Origin of the sequence: Streptosporangium sp. NPDC005286 (genome assembly GCF_040607515.1) — a bacterium.
Classification (GTDB): Bacteria; Actinomycetota; Actinomycetes; order Streptosporangiales; family Streptosporangiaceae; genus Streptosporangium.
In genome coordinates this window covers 1-25,507 of sequence record NZ_JBEXGU010000023.1, presented here as the reverse complement: position 1 = coordinate 25,507, position 25,507 = coordinate 1, and the positions used below count along the sequence as shown (strand labels likewise).

20 protein-coding genes and 1 pseudogene are annotated in these 25,507 nt (G+C 71.0%); 4 read left to right on the top strand and 17 right to left on the bottom strand.

What is annotated here, in order from left to right:
- Window positions 1-114: 114 nt before the first annotated feature.
- Window positions 115-480: a VOC family protein gene (locus ABZU75_RS11645; RefSeq protein ID WP_355552301.1), complete on the bottom strand. Its 366-nt coding sequence runs from the start codon at window positions 478-480 to the stop codon at window positions 115-117.
- Between the two features lie 121 nt (window positions 481-601).
- Window positions 602-2,671, bottom strand: a complete 2,070-nt coding sequence (locus ABZU75_RS11640) for a prolyl oligopeptidase family serine peptidase (RefSeq protein WP_355552298.1) — start codon at window positions 2,669-2,671, stop codon at window positions 602-604.
- Between the two features lie 331 nt (window positions 2,672-3,002).
- Between ABZU75_RS11640 and ABZU75_RS11635 the strand changes: the two genes are divergently transcribed.
- Complete coding sequence (locus tag ABZU75_RS11635) at window positions 3,003-3,965, top strand: EamA family transporter (protein ID WP_355552295.1); 963 nt, start codon at window positions 3,003-3,005, stop codon at window positions 3,963-3,965.
- Between the two features lie 66 nt (window positions 3,966-4,031).
- Here the strand turns inward: ABZU75_RS11635 and ABZU75_RS11630 are convergent, their stop codons facing one another.
- A complete protein-coding gene (locus ABZU75_RS11630) occupies window positions 4,032-4,823 on the bottom strand; it encodes a class II aldolase/adducin family protein (protein ID WP_355552292.1) in 792 nt (263 codons plus the stop codon).
- A gap of 366 nt (window positions 4,824-5,189) precedes the next feature.
- On the opposite strand from ABZU75_RS11630, the gene secA2 reads away from it, so the two are divergent.
- Both secA2 and ABZU75_RS11620 read left to right on the top strand, forming a co-directional pair.
- A complete protein-coding gene (secA2, locus tag ABZU75_RS11625) occupies window positions 5,190-7,391 on the top strand; it encodes an accessory Sec system translocase SecA2 (RefSeq protein ID WP_355552467.1) in 2,202 nt (733 codons plus the stop codon).
- 161 nt (window positions 7,392-7,552) lie between these two features.
- Window positions 7,553-8,356 (top strand): helix-turn-helix transcriptional regulator, encoded by an 804-nt coding sequence (locus ABZU75_RS11620; protein WP_350912574.1) that lies wholly within the window; start codon window positions 7,553-7,555, stop codon window positions 8,354-8,356.
- 61 nt (window positions 8,357-8,417) lie between these two features.
- Here ABZU75_RS11620 and ABZU75_RS11615 read toward each other — a convergent pair whose 3' ends face one another.
- The 10 genes from ABZU75_RS11615 to ABZU75_RS11570 form a co-directional block, all read right to left on the bottom strand.
- Window positions 8,418-9,887, bottom strand: a complete 1,470-nt coding sequence (locus tag ABZU75_RS11615; protein WP_355552288.1) for a PepSY-associated TM helix domain-containing protein — start codon at window positions 9,885-9,887, stop codon at window positions 8,418-8,420.
- A 354-nt stretch (window positions 9,888-10,241) separates the two neighbouring features.
- Window positions 10,242-10,784, bottom strand: coding sequence for a hypothetical protein (locus ABZU75_RS11610; RefSeq protein WP_355552285.1), 543 nt, complete (start codon window positions 10,782-10,784; stop codon window positions 10,242-10,244).
- A 260-nt stretch (window positions 10,785-11,044) separates the two neighbouring features.
- On the bottom strand, window positions 11,045-12,100 hold the full coding sequence (locus ABZU75_RS11605; protein ID WP_355552282.1) for a CU044_5270 family protein: 1,056 nt from the start codon (window positions 12,098-12,100) through the stop codon (window positions 11,045-11,047).
- On the bottom strand, window positions 12,093-12,731 hold the full coding sequence (locus tag ABZU75_RS11600; RefSeq protein ID WP_355552279.1) for an RNA polymerase sigma factor: 639 nt from the start codon (window positions 12,729-12,731) through the stop codon (window positions 12,093-12,095). Before ABZU75_RS11600 ends, ABZU75_RS11605 begins: the two co-directional genes overlap by 8 nt.
- Before the next feature lie 173 nt (window positions 12,732-12,904).
- A complete protein-coding gene (locus ABZU75_RS11595; protein ID WP_355552276.1) occupies window positions 12,905-14,728 on the bottom strand; it encodes a hypothetical protein in 1,824 nt (607 codons plus the stop codon).
- 51 nt (window positions 14,729-14,779) lie between these two features.
- A complete protein-coding gene (locus tag ABZU75_RS11590) occupies window positions 14,780-16,252 on the bottom strand; it encodes a glucoamylase family protein (protein WP_355552273.1) in 1,473 nt (490 codons plus the stop codon).
- Between the two features lie 171 nt (window positions 16,253-16,423).
- Window positions 16,424-17,263 (bottom strand): carbohydrate ABC transporter permease, encoded by an 840-nt coding sequence (locus ABZU75_RS11585; RefSeq protein WP_355552270.1) that lies wholly within the window; start codon window positions 17,261-17,263, stop codon window positions 16,424-16,426.
- Window positions 17,260-18,207 carry a sugar ABC transporter permease gene (locus ABZU75_RS11580; RefSeq protein WP_355552267.1) on the bottom strand — a complete coding sequence of 316 codons (948 nt, stop codon included), beginning with the start codon at window positions 18,205-18,207 and terminating at the stop codon, window positions 17,260-17,262. Before ABZU75_RS11580 ends, ABZU75_RS11585 begins: the two co-directional genes overlap by 4 nt.
- Before the next feature lie 2 nt (window positions 18,208-18,209).
- Window positions 18,210-19,460: a sugar ABC transporter substrate-binding protein gene (locus ABZU75_RS11575; RefSeq protein ID WP_355552264.1), complete on the bottom strand. Its 1,251-nt coding sequence runs from the start codon at window positions 19,458-19,460 to the stop codon at window positions 18,210-18,212.
- A complete protein-coding gene (locus tag ABZU75_RS11570) occupies window positions 19,457-20,488 on the bottom strand; it encodes a LacI family DNA-binding transcriptional regulator (RefSeq protein WP_350954936.1) in 1,032 nt (343 codons plus the stop codon). Before ABZU75_RS11570 ends, ABZU75_RS11575 begins: the two co-directional genes overlap by 4 nt.
- Window positions 20,489-20,785: 297 nt before the next feature.
- On the opposite strand from ABZU75_RS11570, the gene ABZU75_RS11565 reads away from it, so the two are divergent.
- Window positions 20,786-21,961: an ADP-ribosylglycohydrolase family protein gene (locus ABZU75_RS11565; RefSeq protein ID WP_355552260.1), complete on the top strand. Its 1,176-nt coding sequence runs from the start codon at window positions 20,786-20,788 to the stop codon at window positions 21,959-21,961.
- A gap of 135 nt (window positions 21,962-22,096) precedes the next feature.
- Here the strand turns inward: ABZU75_RS11565 and ABZU75_RS11560 are convergent, their stop codons facing one another.
- The 4 genes and pseudogenes from ABZU75_RS11560 to fabG form a co-directional block, all read right to left on the bottom strand.
- Entirely contained in the window at window positions 22,097-23,320 is a 1,224-nt protein-coding gene (locus ABZU75_RS11560) for an acyl-CoA dehydrogenase family protein (RefSeq protein ID WP_355552257.1), read from the bottom strand.
- Window positions 23,320-24,379: pseudogene (locus ABZU75_RS11555) on the bottom strand (phosphotransferase family protein). The gene ABZU75_RS11560 and the pseudogene ABZU75_RS11555 overlap by 1 nt, the downstream one beginning before the upstream one ends.
- Window position 24,380: 1 nt before the next feature.
- On the bottom strand, window positions 24,381-24,530 hold the full coding sequence (locus tag ABZU75_RS11550; RefSeq protein ID WP_355552254.1) for a hypothetical protein: 150 nt from the start codon (window positions 24,528-24,530) through the stop codon (window positions 24,381-24,383).
- Window positions 24,531-24,555: 25 nt separating this feature from the next.
- Complete coding sequence (gene fabG, locus ABZU75_RS11545) at window positions 24,556-25,290, bottom strand: 3-oxoacyl-ACP reductase FabG (protein WP_355552464.1); 735 nt, start codon at window positions 25,288-25,290, stop codon at window positions 24,556-24,558.
- Window positions 25,291-25,507 lie beyond the last annotated feature (217 nt).

The window sequence follows — 25,507 nt, the reverse complement described above, 5'->3', positions numbered from 1 at the left end:
CGAGACGAACGGGTAGAGACTTGAGCCGCCTCTTATCCCACCCGGCGGCGGGCCGCCCGGTGCGATGACCGTCCACGCTCGCCGGGTTCGGCAGCGGAGGGCTTCGGGGACGACCTACTGGTCGCCCATCGGGCAGACACAGAACAGGTGGCCCTCGGGGTCGGCGAGCACCACCCACTTTCCCTCGCCTGACTGGAAGGCGGGCCTGGTGGCCCCGATCTCCAGGTAGTCCCGGACCGCCGTCTCCACGTCGGCGACGCGGACGTCCAGGTGGAACTGCTTGTCGGGGCCGGGCCAGGCGGCGGGCTTGCGGTCGAGGTTCTGCTGGAAGTAGATGGTCATCGTGCCGTCGCCGATACCGGCGTAGGTGTCCTCCGCGTACTGCACCTGGTAGCCGAAGACGGCCGCGTAGAACTCGGCCAGTCGCCTGGGCTCGGCGCAGTCTATGTTCACGGCGAGGAATTTCGCTGTCATGGTCATGGCACGATCGTCCCGCCCGTACCTGTCAGCTGCTGTCAGGTTTACCGATCGATTCCCGGCGAGAACCCGCAGGCCCTCGTTCTCCGCGCCCCACAGTGAGCGTCCCCGGTCCGGCTCCGACTCACCGCGCGTCCCGCGAGGTCGCACCGGGCACCGCGACGTCGAGCGCCCAGCAGCAGAAGCTCAGCTCGTCGACGTCCTGTTCGACGAGCGCCGTCAGCGTGGTGCCGCCGCCGTGTCCCGAGGCCCGGAGCGGCAGCAGGAGATAGGGGCCGCCGCCCTTACCCTCGGACTGGAGCATGGCGACCATCTTGAGCGGATCGTGCGGCGGTGCGACCCGATCGTTCAACGCCGACACGAACGCCATCACGGGATAGCGGCGATCGGCTCGGACGTTGTGATACGGCGAGTACCCGGCGAGATAGGCACCCTCGACGGGATCGTCGGGCGAGCCGTACTCGACGGTCGCCGAGCTCAGGTGGCCGAATCTCGGAAAGTTCAGCATGTCGAGGACGGGCGCGCGGCAGTAGACGGCTCCGAACGCCTCGGGTGCCTGCATGGCGGTGACGGCGACGAGCAGACCGCCGTTGCTGTTGCCTCGCGAGAGGAGCCTGGAGGGTGTGGTGTAGCCCGCCGACTCCAGCCGGCGCGCCGCCGCGATGTAGTCGTCAAAGGCGTTCTGCCGCCGCGTCTTGACCGCCCCCTCGTGCCAGGCGCGGCCGTACTCGCCGCCGCCTCGCACGTTGGCGAAGGCGAGCACGCCGCCCAGTCTCAGCCAGGCGGCGTTCAGCGCGGAGAAGCGCGGCTCCAGCGGGATGTTGAAGCCGCCGTAGCCGCTCAGCCGCACGGGCCGGCGACCGTCGCGAGGCAGATCCCTGTGATGAACGATGAACATCGACACCCGGGTACCGTCCGGCGACTCGTACCAGTCCTGGTCTGTCACGTACGCGGAGGCGTCCAGCCCGACGTCGGGTAGGTGGTACGGCGACAGGCGATCGGCCGCGTAGTCGTACCGGTAGACCGATGGCGGCTGCACGTACGAGGTGAAGTTCACCCACACCTCGTCGCCACTCCAGGAGCCGCCGACACCGCTGACGATGCCCTCGCCCTCGTTGCGATTCACCGAGCCGAGCCCCGGCAGCACCAGGTCGCGCAGGTAGGCGCCGTCTTCGGCGTGGATGCGCACGCGGTGCGACGCCGCGTGCGAGTAGACGGCGTAGAGCCGGCCGCCGACGCCCGCGACCGTCTGCAGGGTGTCCGAGTTCTCCGGGATGAGCGTCCGCCACTCCGTCGGGGCGGTGAGCGACGCGACGCAGAGGCGGCCACGCGGCGCGTCGAGGTCGGTGTGGACGAGCAGGGAGTCGCCGATCACCTGCACCTGGTTGAGAGAGCGCATGGCTGGAGCGACCGGCAGGAACGTGTCATCGGCGAGGCGCAGCAGGTAGACGACGTTGGCGTGTACGTAGTCCCACTTGTGGAGCACGGCGAAGCGCCCGCACTCACTGACCTTGACGGAGCACCAGTACTCCTTCTCCTGGTCGTCGCCGAAGATCCGGCGGGCCGGCTCGTCCGACCCGAGCCGGTGCTCGTAGACGGCGTTCCAGTGCGCCTCGTCGCCCGCGGGCACCTCACCCGGCTCGGGACAGGCCGCGTAGAAGAACCCCGATCCGTCGGGCCGCCAGGCCGGTGCCGTGTGGCCCGTGCCGCGGGGCCGGTCGGGAAGGAGCCGCCCCGTCTCGACGTCGAGCACCTGGATCACCGCGTCGTGGGTGCCGCCGACGGCCTTCCCGAACGCGACCAGCGCGCCGTCGGGCGACGGCACGGCGAACACCAGCGCCTCGTCGCTCGGCCAGGTGTTGGGGTCGAGCACCGCCTCCAGCGGTGCGCCCCCGCGGCGCCGGAACATGAGGGAGAGCTTCTCGTCGTCGGCGTCCGCCCGCCAGACGAACTCGCGTCCGGGCGGCCCGGCGGGAATCGGCGGCGACAGCCGCGCGTGACGCGCCGATCGGGAGACCGCCGCCCGCAGCCAGTCGCGTCCGGGCTCCGCGCGCAGCACGGAGTGCGTGACGGCCTCCTGCGCCGCGATCCACGCCTGGGTCTCCGCGTCGCCGAGCCGCTCCAGCCAGGCGTAGGGATCGTCGAACCACCTGCCGTGCAGCGTGTGGCCACTGTCCGGATCACGTCGTGTCACGGGAATCCTCAGACCCCGGACCGGTCTCTGCGTCATGTGATCCTCCGCCGGTGCGACCGGCTTGTTGTCGTGAGAGGGGCCCATGCCCATCGGTGAAACGGCCGCCCATACGGCAGGTCATCCGGTTGCCGGGGGCATGCGCATTGAGAATCTGCATTGAGAATCTACAGAATGCCTGGCTAGTGTGGGTCCGTGTTTCTGATCACTGCCCCGCCGACCGCCCGCTAGCGGGCGGCCTCTCTCCTGACGACCGGACCCGAGCGGTCCGGTGGGTGCTTGCCGTCCGCATACGTGCGACCTGACGACGATCACCTCATCTGGAGAGACCTCCATGACGCATGTCTCCGTGCGGCGGGGCCTGCTGTACGTGTCCATCGCGGCGACCGCCTGGGGCACCGGCGGTGCCGCGGGCGCGCTGCTCTACCAGGCGGGCGGGCTCGGCCCCGTCGCCGTCTCCTTCTGGCGGTTCGCCGCCGGAGCCGCCATGCTCCTGCTGGCCGGCTGTCTCTTCGGCCTCGGGGAAACCCGGCCCGCCGGAGACGACCCCGCCCTCGGCGGAACCCGGTCCGCCGAACCACTCACCATCCGAAGGCCCCGGCGCGGGGCCGCCCTCGGGCGGATCCTGGTCACGGGCGTGGCGATGGCCGTCTACCAGACCGCCTACTTCGCGGCGATCGCCGGATCGGGGCTGGCCGTGGCGACGGTGGTCACCATAGGCGCCACTCCCGTCCTCGTCGCCGCGGGCGGGCGGCTGCTCCTGGGTGAGCGGCTGGGCGCGGCCGGGCTGGGCGCGGTCACGATCGCCCTGACCGGTCTGGCGATGCTGACCCTCGACGACGGCTCCGCGACCTTCTCCGCGGCCGGCATCGGGTGGGCGCTGCTGTCGGCGGCCGGGTACGCGGGCGTGACACTGCTCAACCGGGCCTCCTCCGGCGAGCCGTACCGCACCGCCATGGGCGGCTTCGTCGTCGGCGGGCTCTGTCTGCTGCCCGTCGCGCTGGCCCAGGGCCTGCTGCCCTCCGGCGACCCGTTCGCCTCCTGGGCGATCATCGCCTTTCTCGGCACGGTTCCGACGGCGCTGGCCTACGGCCTCTTCTTCACCGGTCTCGCCGCGGTGCGTGCCACGACGGCCTCGGTGATCTCCCTGGTGGAGCCGGTCGGCGCTGCGCTCCTCGGCATCCTGCTGCTCGGCGAGCGGCTCACCGTGCCGGCGGCGTGCGGCGGTGTCCTGCTGCTCGGCGCGGTCGCCCTGCTCGCCGCGGGCGAGAGGGGAGGCGAGAGGGGCACGACCTGAGCCGTACGGGGTCCCCGCGAGCCGCACGACCGTCCCCGGAAAGGAGGGCGTGCGGCTCGCGGGCCGTCAGTCGAACAGGTCGGGTTCGGTGGCGACGATCTGGTCGTGCAGCGGCTGGAAGTTGATCCAGCCGACCGTGTCGTTGCCGATCTGGCCGTGGGTGAGCTTGGCGTTCTCGTGGCTGATCTGAACGGTGGGCCCCGCGGCCTTGGCCAGCAGCTGCGCCTGGCACGAGCGCTCCATCGTGATGAACCACCAGGCGGCGGCGTCCACGCTGTCGCCGACCGTGAGCAGGCCGTGATTGCGCAGGATGACTGCCTTGTGCGAGCCGAGGGCCTGCGCGATGCGGCGGCCCTCCTCGGTCTCCACCACCACGCCGGTGTAGTCGTCGAACAGGCCGTGGTCCTCGTAGAACGCGCAGGCGTCCTGGGTGAGCGGTTCCACGAGCGTGCCGAGCGAGGACAGCGCCTTGCCGTACACCGAGTGGCTGTGCGCGGCGGCGACCACGTCCGGCCTGGCCTGGTGGACCATCGAGTGGATCGCGAACGCGGCCTGGTTGACGTGGTAGCGGCCCTCGACCACCTGGCCGTCGTGGTTGACCAGGATCAGGTCGCTGACCTTGATGTGCTTGAACGACATGCCGAACGGGTTCACCCAGAAGTGGTCCAGGTGCTCGGGGTCGCGGACCGTGATGTGTCCGGCCACCCCCTCCTCGAAGCCGAACCTGCCGAACAGCCGCAGCGCGGCGGCCAGCCGCTCCTGGCGGTGGCGGCGCTCCTCGGCGACGGTCTCGAACTTCTGCGGCAGCCGGAAGGCGAGCTGGTCTGTGGGAACGGGCTGCAGGTCGGACAGGCTCATCGTGCCTCCAGGGCGGTCGTCGTTTCCGCGGCGGTCATCGTATGTTCGGTGGTCGTCGTACGTTCGGCGGTCTCACAACCTTCGTGCCGATCATCGGGGATGTCCACGCCTCCCCGGCAGAGAATAAGTCCGATTTATTACGCTATGACATAACAAACCGCAGATAAATCCGTATCTTGCGTCATCCGCCGGGCCGGTGACCTGGCGCCTCGGCGTCCCACCGGCCCGATGTCCACGGCGAGCCGCCTGCCGCTTCCGAGGCCTCGCGAACCCGCTCCGATCCATGAACAATCGATCTTTGCATCACAATGTGCGAAGAGACGGAACGCGAGCCCGTAAACGGGCGTTGGAGGAGACGTGGCCTCGATAACTCAGCTCTTCAGGCGCTTCCTCGAACGCCCCGGCACCATCGACCTGTCGAAGTTCGAGCGGGTCGTGGCGGATGCCGGGACCCGCGAGGAGCGGATCCGCGCGCTCGACGAGGTGCCCACGCCCTCGGTCGACGACCTGGCGGAGTTCTGCGCGATCGTCAGGGAGGCCGCGCGCCGCACGCTCGACCTGCGGCCGTACGACGTGCAGCTGGTCGGCATGCTGGCGATGCTGTCGGGAAACGTCGCGGAGATGGCGACCGGCGAGGGCAAGACCCTGTCCGGTGCGATGGCCGCCGCCGGATACGCCCTGCAGGGCAAGCGGGTCCACGTCATCTCGGTCAACGACTACCTGGCCCGGCGTGACGCCGAGTGGATGGGCCCGCTGTACGAGGCGCTCGGCGTCTCCTGCGGCTGGATCGGGCAGAACTCCACGCCCGAGGAGCGCAGGGCGGCGTACGCGGCGGACGTGACGTACGGCTCGGTCAGCGAGATCGGCTTCGACGTGCTGCGCGACCGGCTGAGCACCCGGGTGGAGGACCTGATCGTGCCCGCGCCGGCCGTGGCGGTGGTCGACGAGGCCGACTCCGTGCTGGTCGACGAGGCCAGGGTGCCGCTGGTGCTGGCCGGGGCCGCCGACCCCGGTGACGCGGTGCCGGAGATGGCGGCGCTGGTCAGGCAGCTGGTCAAGGGCTACCACTACGAGCTCGACGATCAGGCGCGCAACGTCCACCTGACGACCAAGGGCATCGACACCGTCGAGCAGGCGCTCGGCCTCGACCTCTACGACACCCCCGCCACGTTGACGGAGGTCAACCTCGCCCTGCACGCGCACGCCCTGCTGACCAAGGACGTCGACTACATCGTCCGGGACGGCAAGGTGCACCTGATCAACCCGTCGCGGGGCCGGGTGGCGCTGCTGCAGCGCTGGCCGGACGGCCTGCAGGCGGCGGTGGAGGCCAAGGAGGCGCTGTCGCCCTCGGAGACCGGCGAGATCCTCGACTCGATCACCGTCCAGGCGCTGATCACCCGCTACCCGGAGAAGTGCGGCATGACCGGCACCGCGGTCGCGGTCGGCGACCAGCTGCGGGAGTTCTACGACCTCAAGGTGGCCGTGGTCTCCTCCAACCGGCCGTGCGTGCGGACCGACGAGCCCGACCGGCTCTTCGAGTACCGGATGGAGAAGGACCTCGCGCTGGTCGAGGAGATCGCCGAGGTGCACGCCACCGGCCGGCCGATCCTGATCGGCACCATGGACGTGGCCGAGTCCGAGCGCCTGGCGCTGACCCTGAGCGGCCGGGGGCTGGAGTGCGTGGTCCTCAACGCCAAGAACGACGCCGAGGAGGCGGCCATCATCTCCCGGGCCGGGGAGCGCGGCGCGCTCACCGTCTCCACCCAGATGGCCGGGCGCGGCACCGACATCCGCCTCGGCGAGGGCGTCGACGAGCTCGGCGGCCTGTACGTCATCGGCTCGGGCCGGCACACCAGCAGCCGCCTGGACGACCAGCTCCGCGGGCGCGCGGGCCGTCAGGGCGACCCCGGCGGCTCGGTCTTCTACGTCAGCGGCGAGGACGAGCTGATCGCCCACTACGTCGCCGACGAGTACGCCAAGGGCGTGCCCGAGCACTCCCTGGTGGGCCACGCCCAGCGGGTCGCCGAGGGCGTCAACATGGAGATCCACCGCAACACCTGGCGCTACACCCGGCTGCTCGAACGCCAGCGCGGCCAGTTGCTGGAGCGCCGCGACCGGGTCCTGCGCGAGCGGGTGGCCGGCGAGGCCCTGGCCTCGGCCGCTCCCGAGCGATGGTCGGAGCTCGCGGAGAGCGTCGGCGAGGAGGTGCTCCACGAGGCCGCCCGCCAGATCGTGCTGTTCCACCTCGACCGCGGCTGGGCCGACCACCTGGCCTACCTGGGGGAACTGCGCGAGGGCATCCACCTGCGGGTTCTCGGGCGGCTCAACCCGATCGACGAGTTCCACAAGGACGCGGTCCCGGCCTACCAGCGCCTGCTGGCCGAGATCGAGTCACGCTCGGTCGAGACCTTCGAGACCGCCACGGTGACCGCGGACGGCCTCGACCTCGACGGCGCGGGGCTCAAGCGCCCCACCGCCACCTGGACCTACCTCGTCCAGGACAATCCCTTCGGCACCGAGTGGGACCGCATCCTCAACCGCCTCACCACCAAGGTCCGCCACCGCTGACCACCCGGCCGAGCTCGCCCATATGACGCATTTCCAACCGGCCGTTCACCGGCGGCCGGTCCGGCGAAGCTCGGCCTCCACCTCCTTCCGCCTCCGCATCATGAAAAGCGTTACGTACACAGTAATGCTTTTGCTGATCATCACCGGTTATCGTGAGCTGCATGACCACCACCAGCACGTCCCGGCCGGTAGGTGAGCTTCTGCGCCAGTGGCGGGAGCGCCGGCGAATGAGCCAGATGGACCTGGCGATCCAGGCGGACATCTCCACCCGGCATCTGAGCTTCGTGGAGACCGGAAGGTCCAAACCGAGCAGGCAGATGATCCTGCACCTCGCCGAAGAGCTGGAACTCCCCCTCCGCGAGCGCAACCACCTGCTGCTCTCCGGCGGTTTCGCACCGCTCTACTCGGAGACACCGCTCAACTCCCCGCACATGGCGTCCGTACGCGAGGCGCTGGGGCAGGTGCTCAGCGGGCACGAGCCGTACCCGGCGGTGGTCGTCGACCAGCGCTGGAACCTCATCGACCGCAACCCCGCCACCGGGCTGCTGCTGCGCGGGGTCGCGCCCGAGTTGCTGGTCCCCCCGGTCAACGTGCTCCGGCTGAGCCTGCACCCCAAGGGCATGGCGCAGCGGATCATCAACCTGGGCGAGTGGCGGGCCCACCTCCTGCACCGGCTCCGCCGCCAGATGAGCCTCACCGCCGACCCCGACCTGGCCGCGCTCTGGCGGGAACTCGACGACTACCCCTGCGACCAGCCGGAACCCGAGATAGACCGGCCCGGCCCCGGTCACATCGTGATCCCCCTCAGGCTCCGCCGAGGCTACCGGGAGCTGGCCTTCTTCAGCACCATGGCCACCTTCGGCACCCCGCTGGACATCACCGTCGCCGAGCTGGCCATCGAGGCGTACTTCCCCGCCAACCCCGAGACCGCCGCCTACCTGCAACACCAGCACCACCCGGACTGACCCGGGTGGTGGAAGGCGTACGCGGGGGTGCGGCACGCGCCCGCACCGCACCCCCGCGACCTCAGCCGGAGACCCCGGCTCCGGACCTGTCGGCACCGGACTCGTCGGTGCTGGACTCGTCGGTGCTGGACCTCCCCGCGCGCGACGCCGCGATCCTGGCGAGGACGACGTCGATCACGAGGAAGGCCAGCAGCGAGATGCCCAGCAGCGGGAGGAACACGCCCACGGTGATCGCCACGGCCGCCAGGGGAAGGATCACGACCAGGGGCAGCCTCCGCAGGCCGCCGCGCCGGTAGGGGGCGCCGAAGCCCCGGGTCGGGCGGCGCAGCCACCACATGCGGTAGCCCCACACGATGACCGAGATCAGTGCCACTGCCAGCACGGCCAGCAGGATCTGGTTGGCCAGGCCGAACAGCACGCCCATGTGCCCGTCGATGCCCCACCGGATCAGCTTGGCCACCACGGGGAAGTCGTCGAAGCGCAGCTCGGCGGTCACCTGGCCGGTGGTGGGATCGACCGCCACCTGGTCGTTGCGCTGCGGCCAGAGGCGGTCCATCTCCTTGACCACGTACGAGCTCCCCGGCTCGGACGACGGCCAGACGACCTCCAGGGGCCCGGACAGGCCGCTGCCCGCCGCCGCCCGGACCACCTGGTCGGCGTCGACGCCCTGGGTGCCGCCTCCCCCGTGACCCCCGGCGGCGTGGTCACCGTGGCCGCCGGAGGAGGGCATCGACGGGGTGGACCAGCCGAACGAGGTCTGCAGCACGTCGACGTTGGCTCCGGCGTACTTCGACCAGGTCAGGCCGGTGGCCGACAGGGCGAGCAGGCCGATCAGCGCCCACAGGCCGACCGAGCCGTGCCAGGAGAGGGTCCTGCGCAGGCCGCGGGCGCCGCGCTCGGGCGCGACGACGCGGCGCAGCCGCTGCCCTGCCCGGCGGCGACGGGTCAGCCAGAGCACCAGCCCGCCGAGTCCGACCAGCCAGAGCCAGCTGGCGGCCATCTCGCTGTAGACGCGTCCCGGCTCGCCCAGGTGCAGGTGACGGTGGAGCTGGGAGATCCAGGTCCGCACCGGCAGTGCGCCCGAGCTGCCGTAGCTCTCCAGGGCGCCCCGGACCTGACCGGTGTACGGGTCGACGAAGACCGCCAGGCGGGTGCTCTCCGCGAGGCCGGGCACGTCGAGCAGTACCCGGGTCGTCTGGCCCGGCTCGTCGAAGGTCCGTACGGCTCCGAGGGTTCCCTCGGGGTGCGCGGCGGTGGCGGCGGTGATCTGTTGTGCCAGCGGCACCTTCTGCTGCCCCTCCGGGACGGGGACGGTCAGCTCGTGGGAGTGGACCACCTTCTCCAGCTGGAAGGAGGCCGCGTACAGCAGGCCGGTCACCGCCGCCACCAGCAGGAAGGGCGCGACGAGGATGCCGGCGTAGAAGTGCAGGCGAAGCAGGAGCGAGCGCAGCGTCGCCCAGGTGGAGGGCGTGCGGGGGGTGGACGGTGTGGACGGCCCAGCCTCGGGCTGGAGCTCGACGTTCGACGTCATGGAGGTTCTCCGTTCGCAGGGAACGCGCGCACCGACAGGTACGCGTCACCGCGGTGTGGGGTTCGGTTCGACGGTGCGGATCCGGTTCGCCGGGACGGCCGCCGCGAGAGCGTGACGGCATCGGAGCAGGAGACCGGGAGGGCACTGCGAGAGCCGGGCTCGCCACCCCGGGCGGGGTGGCGGGACGCCGGCTCACCGCCCGGGAAGGGCGCGAGGGAGTTCGGGCCGATCGGCCATGGTGGGACCCGGGTTCACCGTCCGGGAAAGGCGCGACGGCTCACGGTCCGGGAACACGCGGCGTCCGGAGTCGCGTGCCCGGCGGGCACGACGGCGTCCGGGCGCGCGGGCCCGATGTCAGATGGCGAGCGGAAGCGCGGGCGGCCCGCGACGTGACACCGCGGCGGCGAGCAGCCGGGTGCGGAGCGGCACCCGGTCGTCGGGCGCGGCGGGCGGAGCGACGCGGCAGGTGACGGGCGCGCGCCACACCAGCAGGGTGAGGACCGATGCGAAGAGCAGGAACAGGAGCATGGCCAGGCCACACTCCCCCCGCTCCAGCCAGTGGGCGGACAGCAGCGCCATCACGGCGTGCACCAGCAGCATGAACACACCCGCGTACAGGCCACCGGTACCGTGCTCGTGCCCGGTCACCGGCGCGGCCTCACCGGAGGTGAACCACAGGTGCATGCCGTACTGCGCGGCGAAGCTCGCCCCGAGCAGCATGCCGAAGCCACGCTGCCGCCGGGCGAGGAGGAAGGCGCCCGCCGCGGTCGGCGGCACCGCCCAGACCAGCACGCCCGGACCGACCGGGCTGCCTCCGGCCAGCACGTGCATGGCCAGCGACGCCGTCACGCACACGACCGCGAACACCGCGGCGCGCAGGAGGCGGAAGGCGTGCATGGGGTAATGGTGACAGAAACCAGTGCCTTCGCCATACCCCCGATTCGCAGTAAAAGTGTGGATTTGTACCACTCGGTGGGCGCGTCACGATCGTGTGGTCCGGTGCCGCTCACCTGCGGGGCCCCGGATGCCCTCGGTGCTCGCGTACGGGACACCCGCGGGAGCGCGAGTGCCTGTGCCTGTGCCGTCATGGTCTCCGGAGCCCCGCACTCTCGGCTACCGGAAGCGCGGGGCCGCCGGAGCGGGCGGCACGGCCCCGGCTATCGGGCGACCTTGGGCGCGTGGTCGGCCACCTCGACCTTCAACAGCGCCGTCGAGGTCAGCACGCTGCCCACCGGGGCCCCGGCCCTGGCCGCGTCCACCACGACGACCCGCTCGCCCAGGTACAGGTAGGTGACGGGGTCGAAGATGTACTCGTGCCGCACCCCGCCCTCCCGGTTGGCCATGGCCGCCGCGACCCCCGTGCGTCCCGCCGCGTCCTTGACCCCGTCGACGGTCTCGACCCCGGGGATCGTGCCGGTCGCCGCGAAGAGCGCGGCCCGCTGGGCGGCCGGCAGGTACGCCTGCGTGATCATCGAACCGACCCGCCCCCAGGCCTCGTAGTGATCGAGGGGTCCCCCGGACAGACCGGTGTAGAGGTGCTCGCGCATCCCCGCGGGGTCGGTGGGCAACCGGCTCAGGTGGGCGTAGTCGGTGCGCAGGTGGTCGGGACGGATGTCGATGCCGTCAAGTCTCGACGGCTCGCCCCCGCCCCCCGCCCGTCGCCTGGCCTCGGCGGGCAGCGGCTCTCCCGGGTAGGGCTCCGGTTCCAGGTGCTTGACCGACATGACCCCCTCATCCAGGGGAGAACCCTCGACCGGCAGCCAGAGCTTGATCATGCTGCGGTCGAGGTAGCGGCCCTCCTCCAGCTTGACCGGAAACATGGCCTGCGACTCGTAGACGAGGAACTGGCCGGGCCTCGGGTGCAGCTCGTCCTGCCGGCTCGCGGTGTCGGCGGCGCGCCGGAGGACCTCCACCACCGCCACGGGCGCCACCCGGACCGCCGATTCCGACGAGGGGAGCGAACGGGCGCCGACAAACGCGACCCCGGTGACCGCCATGGCCGCGGCTCCCAGTGCGAGGCTGGTACGGAGGTTCGCCCGAAGGCTCACCGGACGGCCCGGCAGGCGGCCCGTCCGGCGACCGGGACGGGCGGGCGGCGCCGTGCCGAGAGCGGCGATCTCCGACAGCAGCCGCCGCTCCTCGGCACGCAGCTCCGGCGCTCCCGGCCGGGGCACTTCCGAGCGCAGCCGGTTCAACTGGGTCATCTCATTCATGGACGGATTCCTCGCTGACAGACGTGGGATCGACTCCGCCGAGTTGCCTGCGTACCTTGCTCCGGGCGCGGTTGACGCGCGAGCGGACCGTGCCCACCGGGATGCCCAGCGACTGGGCGGCCTCCGAGTAGGTCAGGCCACCCCACGTCACCAGCAGCAACACGTCCCGGTGGCCCGAGGGCAACCCCGCCAGGGCGGCCGCCAGGCTCCGCCGTACCGCACAGGCGCTCAACCGCTCGTCGCTGCGCTCGGTGAACGGGACGGTCACCGGATCGACGCCGGTCCGTTCGAGAACGCGCAGCTGCCGCACCTCGACGCGCCGGTGCCGCCTGATCAGGTTGGTCGCGATGCCGTACAACCACGGGCGCGCGCTGGGCTGGGACGGGTCGTAGCCCTCCCGCCCGCGGAACGCCACCAGAAAGGTGTCCGCCACCACGTCCTCCGCCGCGTCGACCCCCAGCCGCCGGGTGACGTAGCGCTTGATCTCCGGCGCGTGCCGGTGGAAGACCTCGGCGAACGCCTCGGGCTCCCGCCGGGACCGCTCGATGAGGGAGGCGTCGTCGATCCCCGCCCCCTCGTCGGGGACAAGGACCGCGCCGACCTCCGTCCCGGTCCGGCTCGTCTCGCTCATATCCGGCCTCTCGGCTCTCGGTCAGGACACCCGTTGTTGCCTTCCCGCGTGCCCGCGGTTCCCGAAAGCGGCACGGCGATCCCGCCGGGAGTGAGATGACCGGGCCCCGCCCCGGCACACGCCCCTCGGAACGCGCGGAACCTCACCGGCGGCCGGATGTACTCGCGCCCCCGTCACGCCGGGGTGAACTCCAGGTAGGAGACGGCGGGCATGGGCAGCGTGAACTCCAGCCGCAAGGTCCCGTCCTCCGCGTGGACGGTACGGGCGGGTTCCAGCTCGTCCAGGCTGTTCGCGGTGTGGAGCCGTTCCCACTGCTCGCCCTCGGGCCAGTCCGCGCCCCCGCCGATCTCCGCCCAGACCGCCCGTATGTTGGAGTGCCTCTCGTCGATCCGGTGGTGGCTGACCGCGTACTTCCCCGTGGCCAGTCCCTCGACGGTGAGGGTGACCTCGCGCGACAAGATCTCCTCGCCGTCGGCTCTGTCCTGGTCGAGGGTGCCGTTCCACACCAGCACCCCGACGACGCCGGTGGCCGAGCGCGCCGCCCACGCCTCGACTCCCGCGACGTCGCCGGTGGCCGAGCAGGCGAGCTCGTCCGCGCCCAGCCGGTCGGCCAGGGTGAGCGCGAGATAACGGGGCTTGCGCAGGTTGCCGACCGTGAGCAGGCCGAACCCGCCGTGGAAGAGTGCCGGTGGGCGGCCCAGCTCCTCGAAGTGGTCCGAGGCCACCCAGTGGGCCAGCGCGTCCACCCGTCCGGCCGCCGACCTCATCCCGTGCAGCAGGAACGCCGCCCCGAACGGCCCGTCGCCGATGCCGTGGAAGTGGGTGGGGGTCGGACCCCACTCCGTCCACCAGATCGGCGTGCCCTCGCGGCCGTGCCGTTCCAGGACGGGCCGCCAGTCGAGCGGGGCGTTGCCGTAGGTGTGGGTGGAGACGAAGTCGAGCGCCGCGCCCGAGGCGTCCACGTGGTCGATCAGCTCCTGGACCCAGCCGTTGGCCGCCGACGACGGGCCGCCGACGCGGATGTCCGGGTGGACGTCCTTGACCGCCGCCGCCGACACGTCGTACAGCCGGAAGAACTCCTGTGGCGTACCGCTCCAGAAGACCTCCAGGTTGGCCTCGTTCCACACCTCGAAGGCCCAGTTGTCGACCACCTCCCGCAGGCCGTACCGGTCGACGAGGTGCCGGGTGAGGTCGCGGACCAGGTCGCCCCACCGGTCGTAGTCCCTGGGCGGTGAGATGATCGCCCCGTAGCCGAAGACCGTCTTCGACGGGTCGGAGGCCAGGTCGCGCGGCATGAACGACAGCTCCACGATCGGCCGCATGCCGAACGCGGTGATCGTGTCGTAGACCTCGTCCACCCGGGTGAAGTCGTGCACGGGCTTCCCGCCGTCCTCCCGGTAGACGCCGAGGTCGTCGCAGAGGATCGCGTGGGCGCGCACGGTCTCGACGCCGAGCTCCTCCCGCATCGTCCGCAGGGCCTCGGTCAGCTCGGGGCCGATCGGGCGCCCGCCCACGGTGTCGGCGGACAGCATGTACGACAGGTGCTCGGAGCCGATCATGTACTTCCACGGCCTGGGCAGGGGCCGCGTGCTCGCTGAGGCGTCGACCCGCAGGGCCGCCGCGCCCGGCTCGGCGAGCGGCGCGGCGAACACCGGTCCGGCGAAGGGACCGGTCCGCTCCACGGTGGTGATGGCGGCGACCCTGTACCAGGCGGGTTCCCCGAGCGTGTCGACGTAGCGCGGATCCGGCACGGCCGGTACGTCGACGTCGCGCTGCTTGGTCGAGGTGTACGGCCCCTCCTCGGCGGGCGCGCGGTGGACGATGTAGCCGATGGCCCCGGCCACCGGTTCCCAGGTCAGCGTGACGTGCCCGCCTCCGCTGTCGGCGCGCAGGTCGCGGGGGGCGGCGACCTCGACCCATCCGGCCGCGGTCACCTCCCCCGACGCCTTGTGGATGCGGGCCTGCCAGTCTCGGCGTGCGGCATCGGCCGTGCTCATGGATACGTCTCCCCGATGGTCGGTTGGTGGATGTGCACGTTGGAGTACGGCTCACTTGGGGGGCACGACGGCCCATTCCTCCTGGCGCAGCACGGGGGCGAGTTTGGCCGTGACGTCGCGGGTCGCGAAGTGGCGGCGCAGGCTGTCGCCCGCGAGCGCGTTGCCGAGCGCGATCATGATCATTCCCTGGTCGAGGGCGAGATACTGCTTGGCGACCTTGCCGCTGCGCACGGCCACCGCGTCGTAGAAACCGCCGGGTCCGTAGGAGTCGAAGTTCGCCCTGAGCCTGGCGAGGTTGCCGAGGGCCGCGTCCGGCGCGTGGCGCAGCGCGAGGAACGACGCGTGCGGGGTGACCACGCCGTCCCCGTAGGACTCGGGTTCCGGCTCGCCCTCGCGGCACCCCTCGAACCCGTAGTCGACGGAGGTGCGCTCCTGGTCGGAGGTGTAGCCGGGGGTGTCCATGCCGATCGCGTCCACGCCGTACTCGCGGTAGCCCCCGGCGGGGTCGTTGGACGGGGAGAAGCCCCAGTATCCGTACTTCGCGTCGTTCATGCCGTGCTCGATCTGGGCGGCCACGTAGACCGGCTGGTTGCGGCCCCAGCTCCTGGCGCCCCAGACGTCCTCCGGCACGAGCTGGGTCACCATCAGCTCCTCGAACATGCTGCCGCCCCAGGTGGGCACCAGGCGCATGCCGCGGTAGCCGTACGTGCCCTCGAAGACGTTGACGCCCATGTACGTGCGCCAGGCGCCGACCGGCTTCTGCTCGGCCCACGACCAGTCGCAGGTGTCGGGGAAGGTCCGCCACATGCCGTAGTAGTGCTCGGGCGGGAGCTGGTCGAGGACGATGCCGACGTAGCTGGCGATCCTGGCCTCGGTGAGCGCGCCGTAGTGGTGGCAGGTGGAGTAAACCGTGGTTCCCGAGTCGTTGTAGTCGCTCTCGACCGAGCAGCCGGTGGGCTTCTCCGGCCAGAACCCGCCGCGCAGCAGGCCGGTGCCCGCGTCGGGCCGCGCCTGCGGGTCGTAGTAGGACTCGAAGTCCATGCCGCTCAGCAGCGCCTCGGCCTGCTTGGAGACCTCGGGCACGGCACTGCGGATCATCATGAGGGCGGCCGCGAGCCAGCCGTTGTCGACGCTGGACAGGAACGGCTGGACGGCGGAGCCGTTCTCCGGCCAGGTGCGCACGATCCGCAGCGTGTGCGGGTCGTACCAGTTGTAGAACTGGCCGGTCGGGGCGTGACGCTCCAGCTTGGCCGTCGAGCCGAGCGTTCTGGCGACGCGCCGCTGGGCCTCACCCCGGGAGATGAGGTGGGTGTCGCGGGCGGCCACCGTACTCCACAGGTAGGTGGCGATGTTGGTCGGCGAGGTCACCTTGGCGCGGGTGCCGGGGTCGAGCGAGCCGTCGATCTTGTCGGAGGGCAGCCCGGTCGCCGGGTCGGCCATCGCGTCCATGGATTTCCAGGTGTCCGCGGCGTAGCGGCGCAGCAGTTCCCGCTGCCGCGCCGCTGTCAGGGGGGTCGCTGTCAAGGGGGTCGCTGTCAAGGGGACAGAGGGGGAGACGAGGGGAGACGCGGAAGGGGAGAGCGAGGGGGCGGGGGAAGGGGCGGCCGAGGCGGGAGAGGGGGCGGCCGTGATCAGGGCGAGACAGGCCGCCAGGGCGGCCGCGTGACGACGACGCACGGGGGCTCCTTACGTGGGTTACTTGAGTCCGGTGGAGGCGATGCCCTGGGTGAAGAAGCGCTGCAGGAAGACGAAGAGGACCAGGACCGGCAGCACGACGACCACCGCCCCGGCGATGAGCAGGCCGTACTGGGTTCCCTGGTAGCCGTTGAAGATCGCCAACGCGACGGGCAGCGTGTACCTGTCCTCGCTCTGGGCCACCACCGCGGGCCAGAGGAAGTTGTTCCACGAGCCGAGGAACGTGATCAGGCCGAGCGTGGCCAGGGCGGGCTTGCAGAGCGGCATGACGATCTGGAAGAAGATCCGGAACTCCCTGGCGCCGTCGACCCGCGCGGCGTGGATCAGCTCGTCGGGGATGTCCGCGATGAACTGGCGCATCAGGAAGATGCCCAGCGGGGTGACCAGGCCGGGCAGGATGATCCCGAGGAAGGTGTTGACCAGGCCGAGCTTCGCGATGAGCACGAACTGCGGGATCATCACCACGATGGCGGGCAGCGCCATCTGGGTCAGGACCAGCGCGAAGAGCACGTTCTTGCCGCGGAAGGCCAGCTTGGCGAAGGCGTACCCGACCATCGAGCAGAACAGCAGGTTGCCCGCGACGGTGGCGAGGGCCACCACCGCGCTGTTGACGAACACCTGCGTGATGTTCATCTTCTCCAGCAGCTCGCCGTAGTTGCCGAGCGTCCACCGCACCGGCAGCAGGTCCGGCGGGTCCCGCCTGATCTCGGTCTCCGGCTTGAACGAGGTGAGCAGCGTCCAGACGAACGGGAGCACGACGAGCGTGAGTCCGGCGCTGAGCAGCGCGTACGTGGAGAAGCGGTGTTTCACCCGGGCCTCCCGGCCCGGAACCGGTCTCACCTAGACCTCCCGACCCGGAACTGCAGGACCGCCAGGGCCACGATCACGGTGAACAGGACGCTCGCGGCGGCCGCGGCGTAGCCGTAGTTGCCGGAGCCGAACTGGTTGTAGATGGCGAGCGACGCCGAGGTGGTCGCTCCCGCCGGACCTCCCCGGGTCATCACCAGCGGCTCCTCCATGAACTGGGCGAACCCGATGGAGCTGTAGACGGTGCAGAACAGCAGCGCCGGGCGGAGCATCGGCAGCGTGACGGAGCGGAAACGCTCCCAGCGTCCGGCGCCGTCGACCTCCGCCGCCTCGTACAGCTCCCTGGGGATGCCCTGCAGGGCGGCCAGCAGGACGACCATGTCGAAGCCGAAGCTCCGCCAGGCGGTCATGACGATGATCACGGGAAGCGCCAGGTTCTCGTCGGCGAGCCAGCGGGGGCCGTCCACGCCCACCGCCGCGAGCACCTGGTTGACCAGTCCAGCGTCGGGTTCGAGCAGGAACCTCCAGGCCACCGCGACGCCGATGATGCTGGTGACGTACGGCAGGTAGTAACCGAGCCTGAAGAACGCGGCGGGCAGCCGGGCGATCCCCGAGTTCAGCGCCACGGCCGCGCCCAGGCCGAGGGCGATGGTGAGCGGGAGCGCGGTCACCACGAAGATCAGCGTGTTGACCGCCGCCTTGCGCATGAGCTCGTCGTCGAACAGCCGCAGGTAGTTGTCGAGCCCGACGAGGTTCACCCCGAGGGGATCGCGCACGTCGGTACTGCGCATGTCGGTGAAGCTCATGCCGAGTTCGACGAGGAGCGGTCCCGCCCAGAACACCGCGAACATCACGACGAAGGGCGTCACGAAGACCCAGGCCAGACCGGTACGGCGGAATCCTCCCCCGGATCGCCGCTCCTTGACGGGGGCGGGTCCGGTGGACTCGCGCGCGCCCACCCGCTCGCTGACCACCATGGTCAGACCCCGGTCCCGATGGTCTCGGCCTGCTCCTGGACGGTCTTGGCCGTCTCCTCGGCCGTCTGCTTGCCCAGGGCCATCTTCTCGATCTCGGTCTCCATCACCTTGGCCACCTGCTCCCATGTCGGGACGGCGGGGACGGCCTTGGCGTCCTTGAGCTGCTCGCCGAAGACGGTGACGCGCTCGTCGGCGGTCAGCGCCGGGTCCTGCCAGGCGGCCTCGACGCTGGGCAGCGCGTTGACCTTGGTGTACCAGGCGGCCTGGACCTTGGGGTCGACGAGCCAGCGCAGGAACTTCCAGGCGGCGTCGCGGTTCTTCGCGTCCTTGAAGACCGCCATGTCGCTACCGCCGACCAGGCTGGTGCCTCCCGCGCTCCCCTTCGGGTAGGGCGCGACGGCGAACTTCTCACCGAAGCCGTCGCCGCCCTCCTTCTCCAGGCCCGCGATCATCCATGGCCCCGAGTAGAAGGCGCCGACCTTCCCCTTGACGAACGTCTGCGGGAAGGCGCCGGTGGGCTGGTCGGTGCTGGAGAGCCCGCCCTCGAAGAACGAGCCGTACTGCTTGAGCGCCTGGACCATCTGGGGCGTGTCCAGCGTCCACTTCCCGCCCGAGACGATCTCGCCCCCCGCCTGCCACACCAGCGGCAGCACCTCCTGCCAGGAGCCCTGCCGGAAGTTCTGCTCGACGCCGAGCGAGGCGCCCCCCTTCTCCTTGAGCGCCCTGACGAAGGCGGTGGTCTCCTCCCAGGTGACGGGCGGCTTCACCGCCGCCCTCGAAGCGAGGTCCTTGCGGTAGTACAGGGCGCGGGTCTCGACGTACCAGGGCACTCCGTACGCGGTCCCGTCCACCTCGACCGTGCCCCACGCGCCGGGGAAGAACGTCGACTTGTCGATCAAGCCGGCCGGGGTGGGGTCGAGGGCGCCGGTCTTGGCCATCTCGCCCATCCAAGTGCTGCCCAGCATGGTGATGTCGGGGGTGGCGTTCCCCGCGATGGCCGCGGTGATCTTGTCGTGGGCCACGTCCCAGCCGAGCGGGGTCACCTTGATCGTGATGCCGGGGTTGGCCGTCTCGAAGTCCTTGGCGAAGGCGCCCAGCGCCTCCCCCTCGGCCCCGATCGCCCAGACCGTGACCTCGCCGGTGGCCTTGCCGGTGTCGACGTCCCTCGCCTGCTCCGCGGCCCCTCCACCACTCCGGCCGCACCCGGCGAGCACCAGTCCCAACGCGAGGATCCCGACGGCGTACTTCTTCACTTTTCCTCCAGGGGGTGAGGACCGCAGCTGGATCGAACGATCAGCTGGGTGGGGAGAATCTCGGAGTTCGGGACGGTACGAGCACCCTTGATGAGCTCGTCCAGCGCGCGAGCGGCGCGGGCGCCGAGCAGGCGCATGGGCTGGCGCACCGTGGTGAGGGCGGGCCTGGCGTGGCGGGCGGCCATGATGTCGTCCCAGCCGGTGACCGCCACGTCGCCCGGCACGTCGAGGCCGAGTTCCTCGGCCGCCAGGATGACGCCGAGAGCCACCTGGTCGTCGGCGCAGATCACCGCCTCCGGCCGGCGCGCTCCACCGGGTTTCCCGCCGAGTAGCGTCCGCCCCGCCGCGTACCCGCCCTCCACGGTGAGCTCGCAGGGCAGCGGCTCCGGGGGCCGGATCCCGTGGTCGGACAGGACCCGCCTGACACCCGTCCAGCGCTGGGTGACGTCGCCCCGGTCGTCGTCCCCGGCCAGGGCGAAGGTGGAGTAACCGTGGCCGAGCAGGTGGGTGGTGAGCGCCTCGGCCGACGCGGTGTTCTCGCTGCAGACCGCGTCCGCCCGCTCGACGGGATCACGCGCGAGCAGGACCAGCGGCGTCCTGCTCCTGATGATCTCGTCCACCACGGCGTCCTCGACGGTCCTGCCGAAGATCACCATGCCGTCCACCCGGCCGACAAGGTCCCTGACCAGGTCCTGCACGGCGGCCCGCCCGCGCGTGGACAGGATGAGCACGGAGCGGCCGAGCTCGGAGGCCACCTCCTCGTACCCGAGGAGGACCTCGGCGAAATAGGGGCCCGACAGGTCGGGGAAGACGATCCCGTTGGCCGCGTGGCGGCCCTGGGCGAGAGAGACGCCGAGGCGACTCGGGGTGAAGCCGAGCTCCTCGACCGCCCTCAGCACCTTCTCGCGCGTTCCGGCCGCGACGGGGCCGGTGTTGCGCAGAGCCCGGGAGACGGTGGCGATGGAGACGCCCGCCCGCTGCGCGACCTCGTAGATGGTCGCCCCCTGACCTTCGTAACTGTTTGACACCTATCGTCCGATCTCCCAGCGAGTGGAAGCGCTTACACTCGACGGCGGCAGAAGGTGGAAGCGCTTACAGTGAATGATCGGAGTCAACCACCGGGCGGAATCATCAGTAAAGACCTGTTACGTCACCGTTACCAAACGAGCACAGCGCCACCCGGGCTCCGTGATACTCCATCGGCTCCGGCGCCCGGTCCACCACCGGCACCCCTGGCCCCCCGGCCCCGGTTACCTGGACAATGCGCATATCGATCACTCTCCCTCGACGCCTTCGCGCGCAGCCTCAAACCTCAAGCTTTGTTGATGTCAACCGACAACGAAAGGATCATGCCCGTGCACCCTCCCGCCCATGACCCGCAGGGCTACCGCGACCGTGTGAGAGGTTGCCTGCTGGGCGGCGCGCTGGGCGACGCGCTGGGGGCGCCCATCGAGTTCGAATCGATCGGGAGGATCCGCAGGCAGCACGGGCCCGCGGGAGTGACCGGGCTGGTTCCGGACTGGCGCGGCACGGTGGGCCTGATCACCGATGACACACAGATGACGCTGTTCACCGTGGAGGGGTTGATCCGCGGCGGCGACGTCGGCGCGCTCCACCACGCCTACCTGCGCTGGCTGGACACCCAGCGGCATCCCTCCCCGCCGCCCGGCTCTCCTGGGAACGACCCGATCCGCACCGGCCTGCTCCGCGAGCAGAGGTGGCTCTACTCCCGGCGGGCCCCCGGGAACGCCTGCCTGTCGGGCCTGCGACACCGGGGCGCGGTCGCCCCCGCGCCGTTCGGTGAGCCGGGGCCGGTCAACCCCGATTCCAAGGGCTGCGGAACGGTGATGCGCTCGGCCCCGTTCGGCCTGCGCGCACGGAGCCCCCGGAGTCCCCGGCACGCCTTCGAGCTGGCCGCCGAGTGCGCCCAGCTCACCCATGGCCACCCCACCGGCTACCTCGCCGCCGGCGCCTTCGCGGCCATCGTGCACTTCCTGGTCACACCCGCCGAGCAGACCTCGCCGGACATGACGGAGGACATGACGGAGGACGAGCCGCTCGCGCGGGCCGTACGGCAGGCGACGGACCTGCTGGAGACGTACCCCTCGCACGAGGAGACCAGCCGGGCGCTGCACACCGCCGTGTCCCTGGCGGCGAAGGGGGATCCGAGCCCGGAGCGGGTCGAGTCACTCGGCGGGGCATGGGTCGCCGAGGAGGCGCTGGCCATCGCGGTCTACTGCGCGCTGACCTATCCCGCGCCCGGCGACGTCGGGCGGGCACTGCTGCTCGCGGTCAACCACTCCGGCGACAGCGACTCCACCGGGGCCGTCTGCGGCAACCTGCTGGGAGCCCGGCACGGCGAGGCCGCGCTTCCCACCGGCTGGCTCGCCCACCTGGAGGGCCGCGACGCCGTCACCGAGCTGGCGGACGACTTCGCGGCCTGGTCCGCCGGAGATCACGAGATCACCGGCGCCTGGCTCAGGAAGTATCCCGGCGCCTGACGCCGATGCCGGCCGGGACTCCGGTTGCTCACCCACCTCCTGGCGACCTGTCGGAGCGACCATCACCATCCGGAGCATGTCGCCATCCGCCCGCGAACCCGCCCGGTTGGGCTGAACGCCGAACCGGGCGGCTCGTCACGCGGTTCCCGTCTGCCGCCTGAGTTCGTGGCGGGCCAGGGAGTTCTTGTGCACCTCGTCCGGGCCGTCGGCGAAGCGAAGCGTGCGGATCATGGCGAACGCGGCGGCGAGGGGGAAGTCCTGGCTGAGGCCGCCGGCCCCGTGCACCTGGATCGCCTTGTCCAGGATCCATTCCACGGTCTTGGGTGTGGCGATCTTGATGGCCTGGATCTCGGTGTGGGCGCCCTTGGCGCCGACGCCGTCCATCAACCAGGCGGTCTTGAGTACCAGCAGCCGCAGCTGCTCGACCCGGACCCGGGACTCGGCGATCCAGTCGCGGACGACTCCCTGCTCGGAGAGCGGCTTGCCGAAGGCGACCCGCTCGGAGGCGCGCCGGCACATCAGCTCGATCGCCCGCTCCGCGACACCGATCGACCGCATGCAGTGATGGATCCGGCCGCCCCCGAGGCGCGCCTGCGCGATCGCGAACCCGTCGCCCTCTCCGCCGATCAGGTTCTCGGCGGGCACGCGGACGTCGTCGAACGTGATCTCCGCATGCCCGCCGTGGTCGTGGTCGTCGTACCCCAGTACGTGCATACCGCGCCTGACCGTCACTCCGGGGGTGTCGCGCGGGACCAGGATCATCGACTGCTGCCTGTGCCGGTCCGCCGCCGGGTCCGTTTTCCCCATCACGATGAAGATCTCGGCATTGGGGTTCATGGCGCCGGTGATCCACCACTTGTGTCCGTTGACGACGTAGGAATCGCCGTCCCGCTCGATGCGGGTGCTGATGTTGGTCGCGTCGGAGGAGGCGACGTCGGGCTCGGTCATCGCGAAGGAGGACCGGATCTCACCGGCCAGCAGCGGGTGCAGCCACCGCCTCTGCTGCTCCTCGGTGCCGAACATGGCCAGCACCTCCATGTTGCCGGTGTCCGGCGCGGCGCAGTTGAGTGCCGCGGGAGCGATCCGGAGGCTACGTCCGGTGATCTCGGCCAGCGGCGCGTACTGCAGGTTCGTCAGTCCGGCACCGAGCTCTCCCGGGAGGAAGAGGTTCCACAGTCCGCGTTGCCGTGCCTCGGCGCGCAGCTCCCGCAGCACCGGGACGGTGGACCAGGCCCAGGGGTTCTCAAGCGCGGCGAGCTGCTCGTCGAACACCGCCTCGGCGGGGTGGACGCTCTCGTCCATGAAGGCGAGCAGCCGTTCGCGCAGTTCCTCGGTCCTGGCGTCGAAGGTGAAATCCATCAGCGGTGCTCCTTCAGTGCGTCGAGTCCTGCCTTGATCAGGGGCTCCACGGCGGCGCCGACCGTGTCGAATCCGGCTCCGACGGTCTGCCCCCGGGTGTGGCGGCAGTGGATGCCCTCGAGGATCACGGCCAGCTTGAAGTAGGCCAGCCCAAGGTAGAAGCCCATATCCGACAGGTTCCGGCCACTCGCGACGGAGTAGCGGTCCAGGATCTCGCCGTCGGCGAGGTAGCCGGGTGCGGTCGAGACGTCGGGCAGGGGGTGATCGATCCCGAACGTCGCCAGACGCTGGTAGACCAGCAGCAGGGCGAGGTCGGTCAACGGGTCCCCGAGTGTCGCCATCTCCCAGTCCAGCACCGCGACGACGTCGCCCGAGCCGTCGACGAGCAGGTTGTCGAGCCGGAAGTCCCCGTGCACGATCGCGGGGGCCGGCGATTCGGGCACGCTCAGCCGGAGCCTGCGGTGCAGCTCCTCCGCACCGGTGAGGTCCCGGCTGTACGACGCGTCGAGCTGCCTCTTCCAGCGCCGTACCTGCCGTTGCAGAAACCCGTCCGGCCGCCCGAAGTCGGACAGCGCGACGTCCGCCGGATCCACGGCGTGCAGAACGGCGAGGGTGTCGACCATCCGCTCACAGATCGCCCGGGTCCGGTCCCGGCCCAGCGGCTCGACCTGGGAGGCCGTCCGGTACGGCGTCCCCTCGACCTTCTCCATCAGGTAGAACGGCGCACCGATCACGCCGGGGTCCTCGCAGAGCGCGTACGTCCGGGGAACCGGGACGTCGGTGGGGCCGAGCGCGGTGATCACGCGATGCTCCCCGGGCCATGTCGTGCGCCGTGGCGAGCACGTGCCCCAGCGGGGGCCGGCGCAGGACCCACTCACCGGTGCCGTCACTCACCAGGTAGGTGAGATTCGACTTGCCGCCGGCGATCACCTCCGCTCGGAGCGGACCGCCGACCAGCCCGGGCGCGGCATCGGCAAGGTAGGCCGAGACCCGGGCCGGATCCACCCCGGGAGGGTCGTCATGGCCCGGGGCGACGTCGCGCACCTCCTGGTCGGACATGTCAGGCCACCACCGTCGGGACAGTGCCGGCGACGCGGGCGGGCCTGTCACCGCCCTCCCGCTCGACGGTCGCCCGGCCGCAGGTGACGCCGGTGATCGTGTGCCGGTCGCGGTGGCCCAGGTGGGTGCCGACACCGTTGAACGTCCTCATTCGCGTCTCCTCGTCGTCTCCGCCGTCAGGCGCGGGGCCCGCCGGCGACATAGATCACCTGACCGGACACGAACGAGGCCTCCTCCCGTACGAAGAACGACACGGTCGCGGCGATGTCCTCGGGCCGGCCGACCCGGCCGACCGGGATCTCCTTGGCCGCCGCCGCCTTGAAGTGCTCGAACGGCACCCCGACCCGCTCGGCGGTGGCGGCGGTCATCTCGGTCTCGATGAACCCCGGCGCGATCGCGTTCACGGTGACCCCGAACCTGCCCAGCTCGATCGCCAGCGTCTTGGTGAAACCCTGCAGGCCGGCCTTGGCCGCGGCGTAGTTGGCCTGCCCCCGGTTGCCGAGCGCGGAGGTGCTGGACAGGTTCACGACGCGCCCCCATCCCGCCTCGGTCATGTGCTTCTGCGCGGCCCTGCTCATCAGGAAAGCCCCGCGCAGGTGCACGCCCATCACCGCGTCCCAGTCGGTCGCGGTCATCTTGAACAGCAGGTTGTCGCGGATGATGCCGGCGTTGTTCACCAGCACCGTCGGAGCGCCGAGCTCCCCGGCGACCCTGGCCACCGCGGCCTCCACCGCCTGCTCGTCGGCCACGTCCACACCGACCGCCAGCGCCCGGCCACCGGCGGCCTCGATCTCGTCCACCACCGGCTTGCACGCCGCCTCGTCCAGGTCCAGGACCGCCACGGCGAATCCGTCCTCGCCGAGCCGTTTCGCGACCGCGGCGCCGATGCCACGTGCGGCCCCGGTGACCATCGCGACGCGGCCCGGCCGCCGGTTCTGCTGCTCGTTCACTTGATCTCCTCTGATTGGTATGTCCGAGTCTTGACGTACTGAGAATGGATCGCCCGGTGATCCCGCGACGGCCGTGGGGGCCGGCGGCTGCCTGCCTGGCCGGCCGGTCACCGACGCGGTGACCACGGACCGCCCTCCGGCCTCCGGCGACCGCGGGGCCCGGGCTCCGCAGAGCACA